General features: G+C 71.4%; 16 protein-coding genes. 3 read left to right on the forward strand and 13 right to left on the reverse strand.

All coding sequences use genetic code 11. From position 1 onward, the window contains the following. Window positions 1–1,044, reverse strand: a 1,044-nt coding sequence (locus E1295_RS43825) for a serine/threonine-protein kinase (RefSeq protein WP_166427707.1), incomplete at its 3' end; no start/stop codon positions are given. A 166-nt stretch (window positions 1,045–1,210) separates the two neighbouring features. Between E1295_RS43825 and E1295_RS43830 the strand changes: the two genes are divergently transcribed. Together E1295_RS43830 and E1295_RS43835 are read left to right on the forward strand one after the other, a co-directional pair. Further along, window positions 1,211–1,816: a DUF2975 domain-containing protein gene (locus E1295_RS43830; protein WP_132640601.1), complete on the forward strand. Its 606-nt coding sequence runs from the start codon at window positions 1,211–1,213 to the stop codon at window positions 1,814–1,816. After that, window positions 1,816–2,025 (forward strand): helix-turn-helix domain-containing protein, encoded by a 210-nt coding sequence (locus tag E1295_RS43835; RefSeq protein ID WP_132640603.1) that lies wholly within the window; start codon window positions 1,816–1,818, stop codon window positions 2,023–2,025. Before E1295_RS43830 ends, E1295_RS43835 begins: the two co-directional genes overlap by 1 nt. A 59-nt stretch (window positions 2,026–2,084) precedes the next feature. Here the strand turns inward: E1295_RS43835 and E1295_RS43840 are convergent, their stop codons facing one another. The 3 genes from E1295_RS43840 to E1295_RS43845 all read right to left on the reverse strand — a co-directional run bounded on the left by E1295_RS43840 (window position 2,085) and on the right by E1295_RS43845 (window position 4,625). Further along, the gene (locus tag E1295_RS43840) at window positions 2,085–3,371 is read right to left on the reverse strand and encodes a dicarboxylate/amino acid:cation symporter (protein ID WP_132640605.1); all 1,287 of its coding nucleotides are present in this window, start codon (window positions 3,369–3,371) and stop codon (window positions 2,085–2,087) included. Between the two features lie 71 nt (window positions 3,372–3,442). Further along, the gene (locus tag E1295_RS52740) at window positions 3,443–3,526 is read right to left on the reverse strand and encodes a putative leader peptide (RefSeq protein ID WP_354534088.1); all 84 of its coding nucleotides are present in this window, start codon (window positions 3,524–3,526) and stop codon (window positions 3,443–3,445) included. A gap of 58 nt (window positions 3,527–3,584) precedes the next feature. Then, the gene (locus E1295_RS43845; protein ID WP_132640607.1) at window positions 3,585–4,625 is read right to left on the reverse strand and encodes an LLM class F420-dependent oxidoreductase; all 1,041 of its coding nucleotides are present in this window, start codon (window positions 4,623–4,625) and stop codon (window positions 3,585–3,587) included. A gap of 92 nt (window positions 4,626–4,717) precedes the next feature. Here E1295_RS43845 and E1295_RS43850 point away from each other — a divergent pair, with 92 nt between their 5' ends. Beyond that, on the forward strand, window positions 4,718–5,605 hold the full coding sequence (locus E1295_RS43850) for an endonuclease/exonuclease/phosphatase family protein (RefSeq protein WP_132640609.1): 888 nt from the start codon (window positions 4,718–4,720) through the stop codon (window positions 5,603–5,605). Here the strand turns inward: E1295_RS43850 and E1295_RS43855 are convergent. The 9 genes from E1295_RS43855 to E1295_RS43895 all read right to left on the reverse strand — a co-directional run bounded on the left by E1295_RS43855 (window position 5,591) and on the right by E1295_RS43895 (window position 12,666). After that, a complete protein-coding gene (locus tag E1295_RS43855) occupies window positions 5,591–6,157 on the reverse strand; it encodes a nucleotidyltransferase family protein (protein WP_132640611.1) in 567 nt (188 codons plus the stop codon). The genes E1295_RS43850 and E1295_RS43855 overlap by 15 nt on opposite strands. Further along, entirely contained in the window at window positions 6,154–7,257 is a 1,104-nt protein-coding gene (locus E1295_RS43860) for an XdhC family protein (protein ID WP_132640613.1), read from the reverse strand. The genes E1295_RS43855 and E1295_RS43860 overlap by 4 nt, the downstream gene beginning before the upstream one ends. Next, the gene (locus E1295_RS43865; RefSeq protein ID WP_132640615.1) at window positions 7,250–8,335 is read right to left on the reverse strand and encodes a vWA domain-containing protein; all 1,086 of its coding nucleotides are present in this window, start codon (window positions 8,333–8,335) and stop codon (window positions 7,250–7,252) included. The genes E1295_RS43860 and E1295_RS43865 overlap by 8 nt, the downstream gene beginning before the upstream one ends. After that, window positions 8,328–9,194 carry an AAA family ATPase gene (locus E1295_RS43870; RefSeq protein WP_132640617.1) on the reverse strand — a complete coding sequence of 289 codons (867 nt, stop codon included), beginning with the start codon at window positions 9,192–9,194 and terminating at the stop codon, window positions 8,328–8,330. The genes E1295_RS43865 and E1295_RS43870 overlap by 8 nt, the downstream gene beginning before the upstream one ends. 72 nt (window positions 9,195–9,266) lie before the next feature. Beyond that, complete coding sequence (locus E1295_RS43875; protein WP_181958142.1) at window positions 9,267–9,713, reverse strand: PH domain-containing protein; 447 nt, start codon at window positions 9,711–9,713, stop codon at window positions 9,267–9,269. Between the two features lie 19 nt (window positions 9,714–9,732). Next, window positions 9,733–10,200 carry a 6,7-dimethyl-8-ribityllumazine synthase gene (gene ribH / locus E1295_RS43880; RefSeq protein WP_132640619.1) on the reverse strand — a complete coding sequence of 156 codons (468 nt, stop codon included), beginning with the start codon at window positions 10,198–10,200 and terminating at the stop codon, window positions 9,733–9,735. Beyond that, on the reverse strand, window positions 10,197–11,423 hold the full coding sequence (locus E1295_RS43885; RefSeq protein WP_132640621.1) for a bifunctional 3,4-dihydroxy-2-butanone-4-phosphate synthase/GTP cyclohydrolase II: 1,227 nt from the start codon (window positions 11,421–11,423) through the stop codon (window positions 10,197–10,199). The genes ribH and E1295_RS43885 overlap by 4 nt, the downstream gene beginning before the upstream one ends. Then, complete coding sequence (locus E1295_RS43890) at window positions 11,420–12,079, reverse strand: nicotinamide mononucleotide transporter family protein (RefSeq protein ID WP_132640623.1); 660 nt, start codon at window positions 12,077–12,079, stop codon at window positions 11,420–11,422. The genes E1295_RS43885 and E1295_RS43890 overlap by 4 nt, the downstream gene beginning before the upstream one ends. Next, window positions 12,076–12,666, reverse strand: a complete 591-nt coding sequence (locus tag E1295_RS43895) for a riboflavin synthase (protein WP_132640625.1) — start codon at window positions 12,664–12,666, stop codon at window positions 12,076–12,078. The genes E1295_RS43890 and E1295_RS43895 overlap by 4 nt, the downstream gene beginning before the upstream one ends. Window positions 12,667–12,689 lie beyond the last annotated feature (23 nt).

The following is a 12,689-nucleotide window of genomic DNA, read 5'->3' on the forward strand; positions in this document are numbered from 1 at the left end:
GACCACCTCGGTCGCCCCCGGCCCACCCCCTGGCCCGCCACCGGGAGCGCCGGTCATGGGCGGGGCGGCCGGGTCGGCGCGGGGCCTGGCGATGGCCGCCAGCGCCCGGCGGATCGACTCGCCGCCGGACGGCCGCCTGGCCGGGTCCTCGGCGAGCATGGCCAGCACCAGCCGGTCCAGTTCCGCGGGCACTTCGGGCCGGTGCGCGCTCGGCGGCACGAGCTCGTTCCCCACCGCCGCAGACGCTCGCGAATCGCCCGGACCACCGGGGCCGCCGCCATCAGGAGTGCCGCCATCGGGCGTGCCCGCCTCGACCGGGACGTCCGCCCCGCGTGCCGTCCCACCAGGCGTCTCACCGGCCGTCCCGCCAGCCGTCCGGCCGGCTGTGTCGCCGGCGCCATCAGGCGGCCCGGCGACGTCGGACCCCGCGGGGCCGCCGGGGACGGGAGCGTGGGCGATGGAGGGCGGGCGGCCGCAGAGGAGTTCGTAACAGACGGATCCGAGCGCGTACAGGTCGCCGGGGGCCTGCGCGGGCTGCCCCGCGACCCGTTCGGGCGCCACGTACCGCGGGTCGCGCCCGGGCGGTTCCTTGTCGTTCATCCCGAACCCGACGGCCTTGAGCACCCCGCTGCCCGCCCGGCGGAAGCTGTGCGGGTCGACCTGTCCGTGCACGACCCCGGCCCGGTGCGCGGCGTCGAGGCCGGCCGCGGCCTGCCCGATGAGGTCGCAGACCTCGACGATCGGCAGCGGGCCCCGCGCGGCCAGTTCCTCGCCCAGGCTGAGGCCGGTGAGGAACTCCGTCACGAGGAACGGCGCACCGTCCGCGTCGCCGACGTCGAGCACCATGGCCACGTTCGGATGGATGACCCTGGCCACGGCCTGAGCGTGCTGTTTGAGCACCTCTCTGGTGGCGGGCCCCGCCGCCTTGGCGCCGAGGACCTTGACGGCCACGACCCAGTCGGCCCGCGTGTCGTACGCCCGCCACACCTCACCCATCGGCCCGCCGCCGATGCGCTCGTCAAGCCGGTACCGGTCAGCGATCAAGGACGGCGCGCGCTCCGTCGCGTCGGACATATCCCCGCCAATAACTCGAACATCAGTATTTCGACCAACCATAAGGCCACGGAGCCACCACCGCCCCGCCATCGCCCCGGCTCGCGGGCTTCCCACCGCCTTGACGTAACGACTATCGTTATTTACGTTTATCGTTATGCCAACACAATGGATCACCCGGCTCGAGACCTTGTTGTCCTTCGCCCTCGTCCTCGGCTGCCTGGGCGCCCTGGCCGCGCTCGCCGCGAACGTGGCGATCACCGTGTCCGGCGCGCCCAAGGGGATCTCGATCCCCCTCCGCGTCTTCGACGTGCCCACCTCAGGGCTGGTCGTGGCCGGGGTCACCGTCGACGGCGTCACCGCCGAGGCCATGGTCCGCCCGCAGGGCGCCTCACCGCTCGCGGGCCTGCTCTACCTGCTGATGTGGGCGCCGGGAGCGGCCACGGGCCTGTTCGCGCTGTTCACGCTCGTACGGGCGCTGCGCAGGGCGAGATCGGGCGACCGGGCGCTGTTCTCCGCCACGACGGCCGCTCTGCTGCGCAGGATCGGCTGGATCCTGATCGCGGGTTCGTTCGCGTCGGCCGTGCTCGGGATGGCGGCGGAGGCGGCACTCGCCTCCATGGTGCTGACCGAGAGCTATCCGTTCTACCCGCCGTCGGACACGTTGCTCTGGGCCGTCGTCGCCGGGTTCGCCTCGCTCGGCGTGTCGGAGATCGTACGGCGGGGGCTGGCCCTGCTCGAAGAGGTCGAGGCCACGGTCTGATGGGAGAGCCGGCCGTCAGGGTGCGGCTCGACGAGCTGCTGAAAGAACGCGGCATGACGCTGACGGAGCTGTCGCACCGCGTGGAGATCACCGTGGTCAACCTGTCCATCCTGAAGAACGGGCACGCCAAGGCGATCCGCTTCTCCACGCTGGCGCGGTTGTGCCAGGCGCTCGGGTGCCAGCCGGGCGATCTGCTGACGTACGAATGACCGGGGGACGGCGCGGAGAGCGGGCACGCCCGCCGCGCCGTCCCCCGGGTCGCGAAGCCTCAGGCCGTGGCCGGCTCCGGGGCGCGCGCGGCGCGGCCGGGGGCGCTGTCGAGCGGCTGCGGCGGCGCGTCGAAGACGGCCTCGTCGAGGCGGCCCTCCGAGCGCGCCACCAGTACCGGCACCACCATCTGCCCGGTGACGTTGGTCGCGGTACGGATCATGTCGAGGATCGGGTCGATCGCCAGCAGCAGTCCGACGCCCTCGAGGGGCAGTCCCAGCGTGCTGAGCGTGAGCGTCAGCATGACGATCGCGCCGGTCAGCCCGGCCGTCGCGGCGGAGCCGACCACCGAGACGAACGCGATCAGCAGGTAGTCGCCCACCCCGAGCGGCACGCCGAACACCTGGGCCACGAAGATCGCCGCGAGCGCCGGGTAGACCGAGGCGCAGCCGTCCATCTTGGTGGTGGCGCCGAACGGCACCGCGAAGGAGGCGTAGCCGCTGTCCACGCCGTTGCGCTCGATGGTGACCTTCTGGGTCAGGGGCAGCGTGCCGACGGAGGAGCGCGAGACGAAGGCCAGCTCGATCGCGGGCCAGGCGTTGCGGAAGAACTGGATCGGGTTGACCTTGCCCCACACCGCCAGCAGCGTCGGGTAGACGGCGAGCAGCACGATGAAGCAGCCGACGTAGACGCCGACGCTGAACTTGGCGAGCGGCGCGAGCAGGTCCCAGCCGTACGTGGAGACGGCCTTGCCGATCAGGCCCGCCGTGCCGATGGGCGCCAGGCGGATGACCCACCACAGCGCCTTCTGCACCAGCTCCAGCACGGAGCGGTTGAGGTTCAGGAACGGCTCGGCCTTCTCTCCGACGGCCAGGGCCGCCGCGCCGAGCACGACCCCCAGGAAGACGATCTGGAGGACGTTCACCTCGGTGAAGGCGGTGAAGACGTTCGTCGGCACGATGCCGGTGACGAAGTCGAGCCAGCTGCCGGAGCTCTCGGGCGCCTTGGCCGCTCCGGTGTCGAGGGTGACGCCCTGGCCGGGGTTGATGACCAGGCCGAGCCCGATCGCGAACGCCACCGACACGAGCGCGGTGAGCAGGAACCACAGCAGGGTCTTGGACGCGAGCCTGGCCGCGCCGCTGACGTTGCGCAGGTTGGCCACGCTGACCAGCACGGCGGTGAAGACCAGGGGCGGGACGGCGAGCTTGAGCAGCTGGACGAAGATCGCGCCGACCTCGGTCAGCGTCTCGGCGAGCCAGGTCACGTCCCAGATCCTGGCGACGAACCCGAGCGCGACGCCGGCCACGAGGCCGAGCAGCAACTGCAGGGAGAAGGAGAATCTCTTCACGGGGAGCTCCGGGGTTTCGCGGCATGCCTGTGGGCACGCCCAAGGGGGTGAAGGGTCGTAGGCGGAGCGGATCAGAGACAGAGCGAGCCGCGCGTCCGGCACAGGTCGATGTGCAGCCGGCCGACCAGGCGTACGAGCACGACAGAGAACCTCACAAGCCCCGTTAACTACCCGGTTTATCCGGATATTCCCCCGGAACTGTGATTTAGATCACTATTCGGCAATCTCCTTGATCGTTTCGATGAGGCGTACGCGCTCCTCGTGCGTCCTGCCGAGCGGCGTCACGTTGAGCGTCGTCACGCCCGAGTCCTTCAGCGCCCGCACCCGGTCGCGCACGAACCCCTCACTCCCGATGAGCGACATGTTCTCCAGCAGCTCGGCGGGCACCAGTGCGGCGGCGGCGTCCTTCTGGCCCTCCAGATAGAGGTCCTGGATCTGCTCGGCCTCCTTCTCGTAGCCGTAACGCCTGGCCAGGTCGTTGTAGAAGTTCTTCCCCTTGGCGCCCATGCCGCCGATGTAGAGCGCCGCCATCGGCCTGCCGAACTCGCGCAGCTCCGCCACGTCGTCGCCGATCGCCAGCGCCGCCTGCGCGATCACGTCGAGCTCGCCCAGCTCCGCGTCGCGCCTGGCCCGGCCCGCGGCCAGCGAAGGACCCCAGACGTCGGCCGCCTTCTCGGGGTAGTAGAAGATCGGCTCCCAGCCCTCGGCCAGCTCGGCGGCCAGCTCGACGTTCTTGGGGCCGATGGCCGCGATCACGATCGGGATGCGGGGGCGTACGGGATGGTTGATCAGCTTGAGCGGCTTGCCCAGGCCCGTGCCCTGGCCGGGCGGCAGCGGCAGCGTGTAGTGCCGGCCGTCGTGCTCCAGGCGCTCGCGCCGCCACACCTTGCGGCAGATCTCGATGATCTCCCGCGTCCGCCCCAGCGGCGCGGTGTAGGGCACCCCGTGGAAGCCCTCGATCACCTGTGGCCCCGAGGCGCCGAGACCGAGCGTGAAGCGACCGTCGGAGACGTAGTCGAGGCCCGCGGCCGTCATGGCCAGCAGCGCCGGCGTGCGGGAGTAGATCGGCAGGATGCCGGAGGCGATCTCCAGCCGTTCGGTCCTGGCCGCGATGTAGCCCATCTGGCTGACCGCGTCGAACGAGTAGGCCTCGGCCACGAACACGATGTCCAGGCCGGCCTTCTCGTAGTCGGACAGTTCTTCCACCGACTCCTTGAAGCCACCCGAGTAGTTGAGTGCCATACCGATGCGCATGCCGGGCTCCCGATGACCGAATGATGTTCCGTTCGAGTGGGAACAGGCTATCGTGTCGGCTGTTCGGAGAGGGAGCCGCTAATCTGGATCAGATGCTGAGCCGGATCGTCGTCATCGTCTCGGCCGCGGTGGCCATGACCCTGGCAGGGCATGGGCTGATCCCGGCGCTGGGCGGATTCACCCCCGTTCTCGAAAGCCTGCTGCCCTGGATGGGCTGGTCGGTTCCCCTGCTGCTCGTGGCCGCCACCATGGCACGTTCCAGGGCGGCCGCCGCCGCGGCGCTGGTGCCCGGGGTGGTGTGGGCGGTGATGTTCGGCTCCACACTGCTGCGCACGCCGCCCGGCGGCCCGAGCGACCTGACCGTCGGCACGATCAACGTCGGCGTCACCAACAACGCCTCGGGCGAGGCCGTGCGCCAGGTGGCCAAGGACCTCGACCTGCTCGCCGCCCAGGAGCTGACCCGGGGCGGACCCGCGGCCAAGCAGCTCAACAAGATGTTCCGCTACCGCTATCCGGTCAGCACGGTCGGCCTCTGGAGCCGCTACCCGATCAAGGAGAGCAAGCCGCTCGACGTCGGCATGGGCTGGCCGCGGGCGCTGCGCGCCGTGGTCTCCACCCCCAAGGGCAAGGTGACCGTCTACGTCATGCACCTGGCCTCCGCCAGGCCGGGGCACACCACCTCGCGCGACGCCTCGCTCGCGCAGGCGCGCAGGCTCATCGACGCCGACCCCAGCAAGCGCATCCTGCTGCTCGGCGACCTCAACACCGCCACCACCGACCGCGGCATGCGCGGCCTCACGCCGCCGCTGACCGACGCCCAGAGCGCGGCGGGCGACGGGTTCGGCTTCACCTGGCCGTCGGAGTTCCCCGTCACCAGGCCCGACCACATCCTGTTCAGGGGCATGACGGCGACCCAGGCGGGCGTGGCTCCCGCGACCGGCAGCGACCACCGCGCGGCCGTGGCCTCACTCCGCCTCTAGCAGGTGCAGGTCCTCCGGCGTGTCGATGTCGGCGGGGTCGCCGTGCCCGTCGCACGGCACCTCGGTGACCAGTTCGGGGTGGGCCCTGACGTAGGCCCGCGCGCCCACGTCGCCCTCGGCCAGCTCCGCCACCCCGGCGAAGTGCTCGCGGCCGATCAGCACGGGGTTCCTGCGCCGGCCGCCGTAGGTGGCCACGGCCAGCCCCGCGCCCGACGCGATCAGCGCGCGCACCGCGCCCGCGCGGATCAGCGGCTGGTCGACCAGCACCACCACCACGAACTCCGCCTCCTCGGGCAGCGCGGCCAGCCCCACCCGTAGGGACGAGCCCATGCCGGACGCCCAGCCGGGGTTGCGCACGGTGACCGCGCCCCGCACCTGGACGGTGGCTGCGCCGAGCACCACGACGACGGGATGGCAGCCGCCCTCGTCCAGCAGCCGTACCCCCCGGTCGACCAGCCGCTCGCCGGCGAATTCCACCAGCGCCTTCGGCGTGCCCAGCCGGGAGCCACGCCCGGCGGCCAGCAGCAGGCCCGCCACCGTGCCGCTTCTCATGGGCCCTCGTGGTGGATACGGCCCCGCGTGGTGGACAGCGGAGCGCCCGAGCCGCCCCACCGCAGCTGGATCAGCTCGGCGGCGATCGACACGGCCGTCTCCTCGGGGGTGCGCGCGCCGAGGTCGAGCCCGATGGGCGAGCGCAGCCCGGCCAGCTCCTCCTCGGTGAGGCCTGACTCGCGCAGGCGCGCCAGCCGGTCGTCGTGGGTGCGGCGCGAGCCCATGGCCCCGACGTAACCGGCGCCCGTGCGCAACGCCACCTCCAGCAGCGGCACGTCGAACTTGGGGTCGTGGGTCAGCACGCAGATCACCGTGCGCTCGTCCACCTCCACGGAGGCCAGGTAGTCGTGCGGCCACTTCACCACCACCTCGTCGGCGTCGGGGAAACGCTTGGCGGTGGCGAAGACGGGCCGGGCGTCGCAGACCGTGACGTGGTAGCCGAGGAACTTGCCCACCCTGGCCACGGCCGCGGCGAAGTCGATGGCCCCGAAGACCAGCATGCGCGGCGCCGGCGCGAACGACTGGACGAACACCGCCAGGTCGTCGAGCCGGCGCTCTCCCTGGCCGCCGTAGTGCCTGACGCCGGTCAGACCCTGCGCGAGCATGCCGCGGGCGTCGTCGTCCACGGCCTCGTCGAGGCGCTCCAGGCCCAGGCCGCCCGACGAGCGGTCGGGCCAGATGATCCGGCGGGCGCCGACCTGGCCGGGGCCCGAGACGATGGTGGCCACGGCGACCGGCCGGCGCTCCTCCACGGCCGCGGAGATCTCCCCCAGCTCGGGGAACGTCTCCCGCGACACGGGCTCGACGAAGACGTCGATGATGCCGCCGCAGGTCAGTCCGACGGCGAAGGCGTCGTCGTCGCTGACGCCGTACCGCTGGAGCACGGGCCGGCCGGTCTCCGTGACCACCTCCGTGGCCAGCTCGAACACCGCTCCCTCGACACAGCCTCCCGACACGCTGCCGGCCACCTCGTCGCCGCACACCGCCATGGCCGCGCCGGGCGGCCGCGGCGCGCTGCTGAACGTGCTGACCACCGTTGCCAGCCCGAACCGGCGCCCGGACCTCCACCACTCCACGATCTCCGGCAGCACGTCACGCATGGGCGAGCCTTTCGCTGAGTTGCTCGAAAGCGGCCAGGCTGTGGCCGGCCACCAGGTCGTCGAGGTACGGCAGGACGGCCCGCATGCCACCGGTGAGCGGCTGGTAGTCCGCGTGCCCCTTGTGCGGGTTGACCCAGATCACCCGGTGCGCCTGCCTGGCCAGCCTGGCCACCTGGGCGCCGAGCAGCGCCGGGTCACCGCGTTCCCATCCGTCGGAGGCGATCACCGCGATCGTCCCTCTGGCACTGTAACGGGCCAGAAACTCGCGCAGTTCCTCCCCCAGTCGCGTCCCGCCGCTCCAGTCGGGGATGGTCCTTGAGACCTCGTTCAGCGCCGTGCCCGGGTCGCGGTGGCGCAACTCGGCGGTGATCGGGGTCAGGCGGGTGCCGGCGGAATAGACCCTGGTGGCCCTGGGCTCGTTCCTGACCAGCGCGTGGGCGAAGCGGAGCAGCGTCTCGGCGTACGGGGCCATGGAGCCGCTGACGTCGACGAAGAGCACCACCGTGCGCGGCCTGGTGGTGTGCCTGCGGTGCCTGAGCCGGGCCACCTCGCCCTTCCTGAGCGCGTCGCGGATGGTGCGCCGCTGGTCGAGCACGCCCCGGTGGGCACCCTCGAACCGGCGCGAACGCCGCCGGGCCCGCCCGGCGCGCAGCAGGGAGAGCATCCGGTGCACCTCGGCCCGCTCGGCCTCCGTCAGCCGGGCCACGTCGCGGTGCCGCAGCACCTCGACGCGGCTCGCCGTGGCCGGCGCCGCCGTCCCGTCGTCCTCGCCGTCCGTGTCGTCCGCGCCGGTCTCGGCCTGCGCGGCGAGGTGCCGGGTGACGCTGGTCGTGCTCGTACGGGCGACGCCCGCCCGCCGCCCGCCGAAGTAGGCGGCGAAGCACCGGTCGTAGCGCGGCAGGTCGTCAGGCGTCGCGCACAACGTGAGCCGTCCGGCCCAGTAGACCTCGCCCTGGTCGCTCACGTCGAGATGGTCGAGCGCCCTCAGCAGGTTCTGGGTGCGCTCGTGGTCGGCCGCGACGCCGGCGGCCCGCAGCGTCCTGGCGAACCCCGTCATGGTGGCGGCCAGCTCATCCATGGGAGAGCAGCCCGTTCCCGAGCACGGTGGCGACGTCCTCGCGGTATTTCAGGGCCGCGCCCAGCGTGGCCGCGGCCTTACCCGGGTCGAGTTCCCTGGCGCCGAGCGTCAGCAGCGCCTCGGTCCAGTCGAGCGTCTCGGCCACTCCTGGCGGCTTGACCAGGTCGGCCCGGCGCAGCCGCTCGGCCGCCCGCGCCACCTGCGTGGCCAGCGTCTCGGTGCAGGCGGGCAGGCGGCGCAACAGGATCGCGACCTCGCGGTCGAAGCTCGGATGTTCCAGCCAGTGGTAGAGGCAGCGCCGTTTCAGCGCGTCGTGCACCTCCCGCGTCCTGTTGGAGGTGACCACGACCACCGGGGGCGTCGAGGCCCTGACGGTGCCCAGCTCGGGGATGGAGATCGTGAAGTCGGAGAGCACCTCCAGCAGGAACGCCTCGAACTCGTCGTCGGCCCGGTCGATCTCGTCCACGAGCAGCACGCTCGGCTGCGTCTCCACGGCCTTCAGCAGCGGTCTTGCGATCAGGAACCGCCGGTCGTAGATCTCCCCTTCGAGCCGGTTCACGTCGGTGATCCCGGCGGCCTCCGCGGCCTTGAGGTGGAGGAGCTGGCGGGCGAAGTCCCAGTCGTACAGGGCCTGGGCCGCGTCCAGCCCCTCATAGCACTGGAGCCTGATGAGCGGCGCTTCGAGCAGCGCCGCGAGGGTCTTGGCCAGCTCGGTCTTCCCGACGCCCGCCTCTCCTTCGAGGAACAGCGGCCTTCCCATCCGCAGGGCGAGGAAGGCCGCCGTGGCCAGCCCCTCATCCGCCAGGTAGGCGTGGCGGTCGAGGAGCTCGATCAGCTTGTCCGGCGACTCGATGTCCATTGCCTTGATTGTCCGCCGTAGCACGCTTTCAGGCTACGCCGCCCCCCGCCCGCCGGCAGAGCCGCCGAGCCGCTATTCCTCGCGCGCCTCGCCGCGCTCGCGGATCAGCGCCTCGAGCTCCGCCGTGGCCCGGCGGGCGCGGGCCTTCTCCGAGCCCTGGATGCCCATGGCGCCGACCGTGCGCCCGTCGGAGAAGTCGATGCGCGGCCACGGGTCGCCCACGAGGAGCGTGACGTCGAGGATCTCCGGCCAGCTGTAGCGGTGGGTGCGCAGGGCGTTGACGATCGTGACGCCCTCCTCGTCGGCCTCCACCCGCACCCGCCCCAGCAGGTGCAGCACGTAGGCCACCGCGCACCCGAACAGCACGATCGCCACCCGGTCGGGCAGCTTGAACGGCTCGGCGATGAAGATCGCCATGACCACCGCCCCGAGCACGATCAGCACGGCGAAGCCGTAGGCGACGATCCTCGCCCGGCGCGGGCGCCAGGTGACGGGCAGGGGCGGAGCGGGCTGCGACACGAGGGAAACCTACCGCACGCTACCGGAGGTCCTTGAGCAGGAGGGCGGTCTCCAGCGCGGCCACGGCCGACTCGTACCCCTTGTCCTCCTTGCTGCCCGGCAGGCCCGATCGGGCGAGTGCCTGGTCGAGCGTCTCGCAGGTGAGCACGCCGTTGCCCACCGGCGTGCGCTCGTCCAGCGAGATTCGGGTCAGCCCCGAGGTCACCGAGTCGCAGACGTAGTCGAAGTGGGCGGTTTCGCCCCTGATGACCGCGCCCAGCGCCACGACGGCATCGCAGCGGCGGGCCAGCGCCTGGGCCACCACCGGGATCTCCAGCGAACCCGGCACCCGCACCACCGTCGCCACGGCGCCGCTGTCGCCGCACGCCCGCACCGCCCGCGCCACGAGCTGGTCGGTGATCGTGGCGTGCCAGCTCGCCGCCACCACGCCCACCGTCAGCCCGGACGCGTCCGGCGCCACCGCCCCCGGCCGTCCTTCACCGCTCATGACGCCTCCCCGGATGTCGTGATGTCATGGCCGAGCCGGTCACGTTTGGCCCGGAGATACCGTTCGTTGTGGGGGTTGATGGCCACCGGCATGGGCTCACGGCCGAGCACCTTGATGCCGTAACCGTCCATGCCCTTCAGCTTGGCCGGGTTGTTGGTGAGCAGCCGCACCGACTTCACCCCGAGGTCGGCGAGGATCTGCGCCGCGTTGGAGAACTCGCGCGCGTCCACCGGCAACCCGAGCTCCACGTTGGCGTCGACGGTGTCGCTGCCGTTGTCCTGCAGGCTGTACGCCCTCAGCTTGGCCAGCAGGCCGATGCCCCGGCCCTCGTGACCGCGCAGGTAGACGACCACGCCGCGGCCCTCCCTCGCGATGGCCTCCATCGCGTGGTCGAGCTGCACCCCGCAGTCGCAGCGCAGCGAGCCGAACACGTCACCGGTCAGGCATTCGGAATGGGCCCTGACCAGGACGTTCTCGCCGCCGGCCAGGTCGCCGTAGACGAGGGCCACGTGCTCGCCGCCGTCGAGCGCGCTGGCGTAGCCGTACGCCCGCCACTGGCCGTGGGCGTTGGGCAGCCGGGTCTCCGCGACCCTGGTGACCATGCTCTCCTCGCGGCGGCGGTGGTCGACGAGCTGCTCGATCGAGACCAGGGCCAGATCGTGCTCGTCGGCGAAGCGGCGCAGCTCAGGCAACCTGGCCATGGTGCCGTCGTCGTTGACGACCTCGGCCAGCGCACCCGCCGCCGACAACCCCGCCGCCCTGGCCAGGTCGACCGCCGCCTCGGTGTGGCCGCGCCTGGCCAGCACGCCGCCCTCGTGGTAGCGCAGCGGGAAGACGTGACCGGGGCGTACGAGTTCCTCGGGCTCGGTGGCGGAGTCGGCGAGCGTGCGGATGGTCCGGGCCCGGTCGGCGGCGGAGATGCCCGTGGTGACGCCGTCGCGCGCGTCCACGGTGATCGTGTACGCCGTGCGCATGCGCTCCTTGTTGTGGAACACCATGAGCGGCAGGCCGAGCCGGTCGAGCTCCTTGCCCTCCATGGCCACGCAGATCATGCCGCTGGTGTGCCGGATGGTGAAGGTGCACAGGTCGGGCGTGGCCTTGGCGGCGGCGAAGATGAGGTCGCCTTCGTTCTCCCTGCTCTCGTCGTCGACGACCACGACGGGTTTGCCGTCGCGGATGTCCTCGATGGCGCGTTCGATGGGGTCGAGGGTGATGTCGTTCACTGGGCCACCGCCATCTGGAGCCGGGTCGTACGGGATTCCCTCAGCCACTTCACGAAACCGACGAGCACCAGCACGAAGAACACGGCGTACACGTATCCGGAGACCACCAATCCCGAGTAGAACGCCACAGGCACTCCCACCAGGTCGACGGCCACCCACACGATCCAGAAGTCCACCAGCGCCCTGCCCTGGGCCCAGGTGGCCATCGCGCTGCCGACGAAGATGTAGGCGTCGGCGGCCACCAGCAAGGCGCCCTCAGGCAGCGGCACCTTGGCGCCCCACGACAGGCCCGTGACATAGAAGAGCAGGCCGATCGCGGCGGTGCCCAGCACCATGCAACCGATCAGGACGAGTCGTTCCCACCACTGCGCCGGGCGGATGGCCAGTTGCCTGCCGTTCTCGGTGCCACGCCGCCAGGCCCACCATCCGTAGATCGCCAGCCCGGCGAACAGCGCCTGCTTGAGCGCGTTGCCGGTGATGTGCGCGTTGACGGAGGCCACGAACAGCAACACCGCGCCGGTGAACTGGACCGGCCACGTCCACATCGACTTGCGGATGGCGAGCAGGACCGTCGACAGGGCGGCGATGTTGCCCACCAGGTCGGTCCACAACAACCGCGTGCCGAATATCTCAAATCCGGCGTCTGCCCAGTTCACTGTCCGGCCACCAGCCTCTCCACATATTTGGCGATCACGTCGACCTCGATGTTCACCACGTCGCCCACCTGGCGGTCGCCCAGAGTGGTGAGCTTCAACGTGGTCGGGATGAGGCTCACGCCGAAGCTTTCGTCGTCAACCGTCGTGACCGTCAGGCTGATTCCGTCGATCGCGATCGAGCCCTTCTCCGCGACATAGCGGGCGAGCGGAGCGGGCAGCGAGAACCGCACGTCGTCCCAGCTCTCACCCGGCTCCCTGGACAGCAGCGTGGCGGTGCCGTCCACGTGGCCCTGCACGATGTGGCCGCCCAGGCGCTGGTCGGCGCGTACGGAGCGCTCCAGGTTGACGGCGGAGCCCTCGGCCAGCGTGCCCAGCGAGCTGCGGTCGAACGACTCCCTGATCACGTCGACGGTGAACACGTCGTGCTCGGCGGTCACGACCGTGAGGCACACGCCGTTGACCGCGATCGAGTCGCCGTGGCGCGCGTCGGAGGTGACGAGCGGCCCGCGTACGGACAGCAGGGCTCCTCCCCCCGTCCGCTCGACGGCCACGACCTCGCCCTTTTCCTCGATGATTCCGGTGAACATCACTGCTCCCTGCTGGATGGGTG

It is taken from the genome of Nonomuraea mesophila (assembly GCF_004352805.1).
In the GTDB taxonomy this organism is placed as follows: Bacteria; Actinomycetota; Actinomycetes; order Streptosporangiales; family Streptosporangiaceae; genus Nonomuraea; species Nonomuraea longispora.

Coding starts and splice junctions, on each gene's coding strand:
- E1295_RS43830 (WP_132640601.1), top strand. CDS start 1,211: ATGCCAACACAATGGATCACCCGGCTCGAGACCTTGTTGTCCTTCGCC.
- E1295_RS43835 (WP_132640603.1), top strand. CDS start 1,816: ATGGGAGAGCCGGCCGTCAGGGTGCGGCTCGACGAGCTGCTGAAAGAA.
- E1295_RS43845 (WP_132640607.1), bottom strand. CDS start 4,625: ATGCGCATCGGTATGGCACTCAACTACTCGGGTGGCTTCAAGGAGTCG.
- E1295_RS43850 (WP_132640609.1), top strand. CDS start 4,718: ATGCTGAGCCGGATCGTCGTCATCGTCTCGGCCGCGGTGGCCATGACC.
- E1295_RS43855 (WP_132640611.1), bottom strand. CDS start 6,157: ATGAGAAGCGGCACGGTGGCGGGCCTGCTGCTGGCCGCCGGGCGTGGC.
- E1295_RS43860 (WP_132640613.1), bottom strand. CDS start 7,257: ATGCGTGACGTGCTGCCGGAGATCGTGGAGTGGTGGAGGTCCGGGCGC.
- E1295_RS43865 (WP_132640615.1), bottom strand. CDS start 8,335: ATGGATGAGCTGGCCGCCACCATGACGGGGTTCGCCAGGACGCTGCGG.
- E1295_RS43870 (WP_132640617.1), bottom strand. CDS start 9,194: ATGGACATCGAGTCGCCGGACAAGCTGATCGAGCTCCTCGACCGCCAC.
- ribH (WP_132640619.1), bottom strand. CDS start 10,200: ATGAGCGGTGAAGGACGGCCGGGGGCGGTGGCGCCGGACGCGTCCGGG.
- E1295_RS43895 (WP_132640625.1), bottom strand. CDS start 12,666: ATGTTCACCGGAATCATCGAGGAAAAGGGCGAGGTCGTGGCCGTCGAG.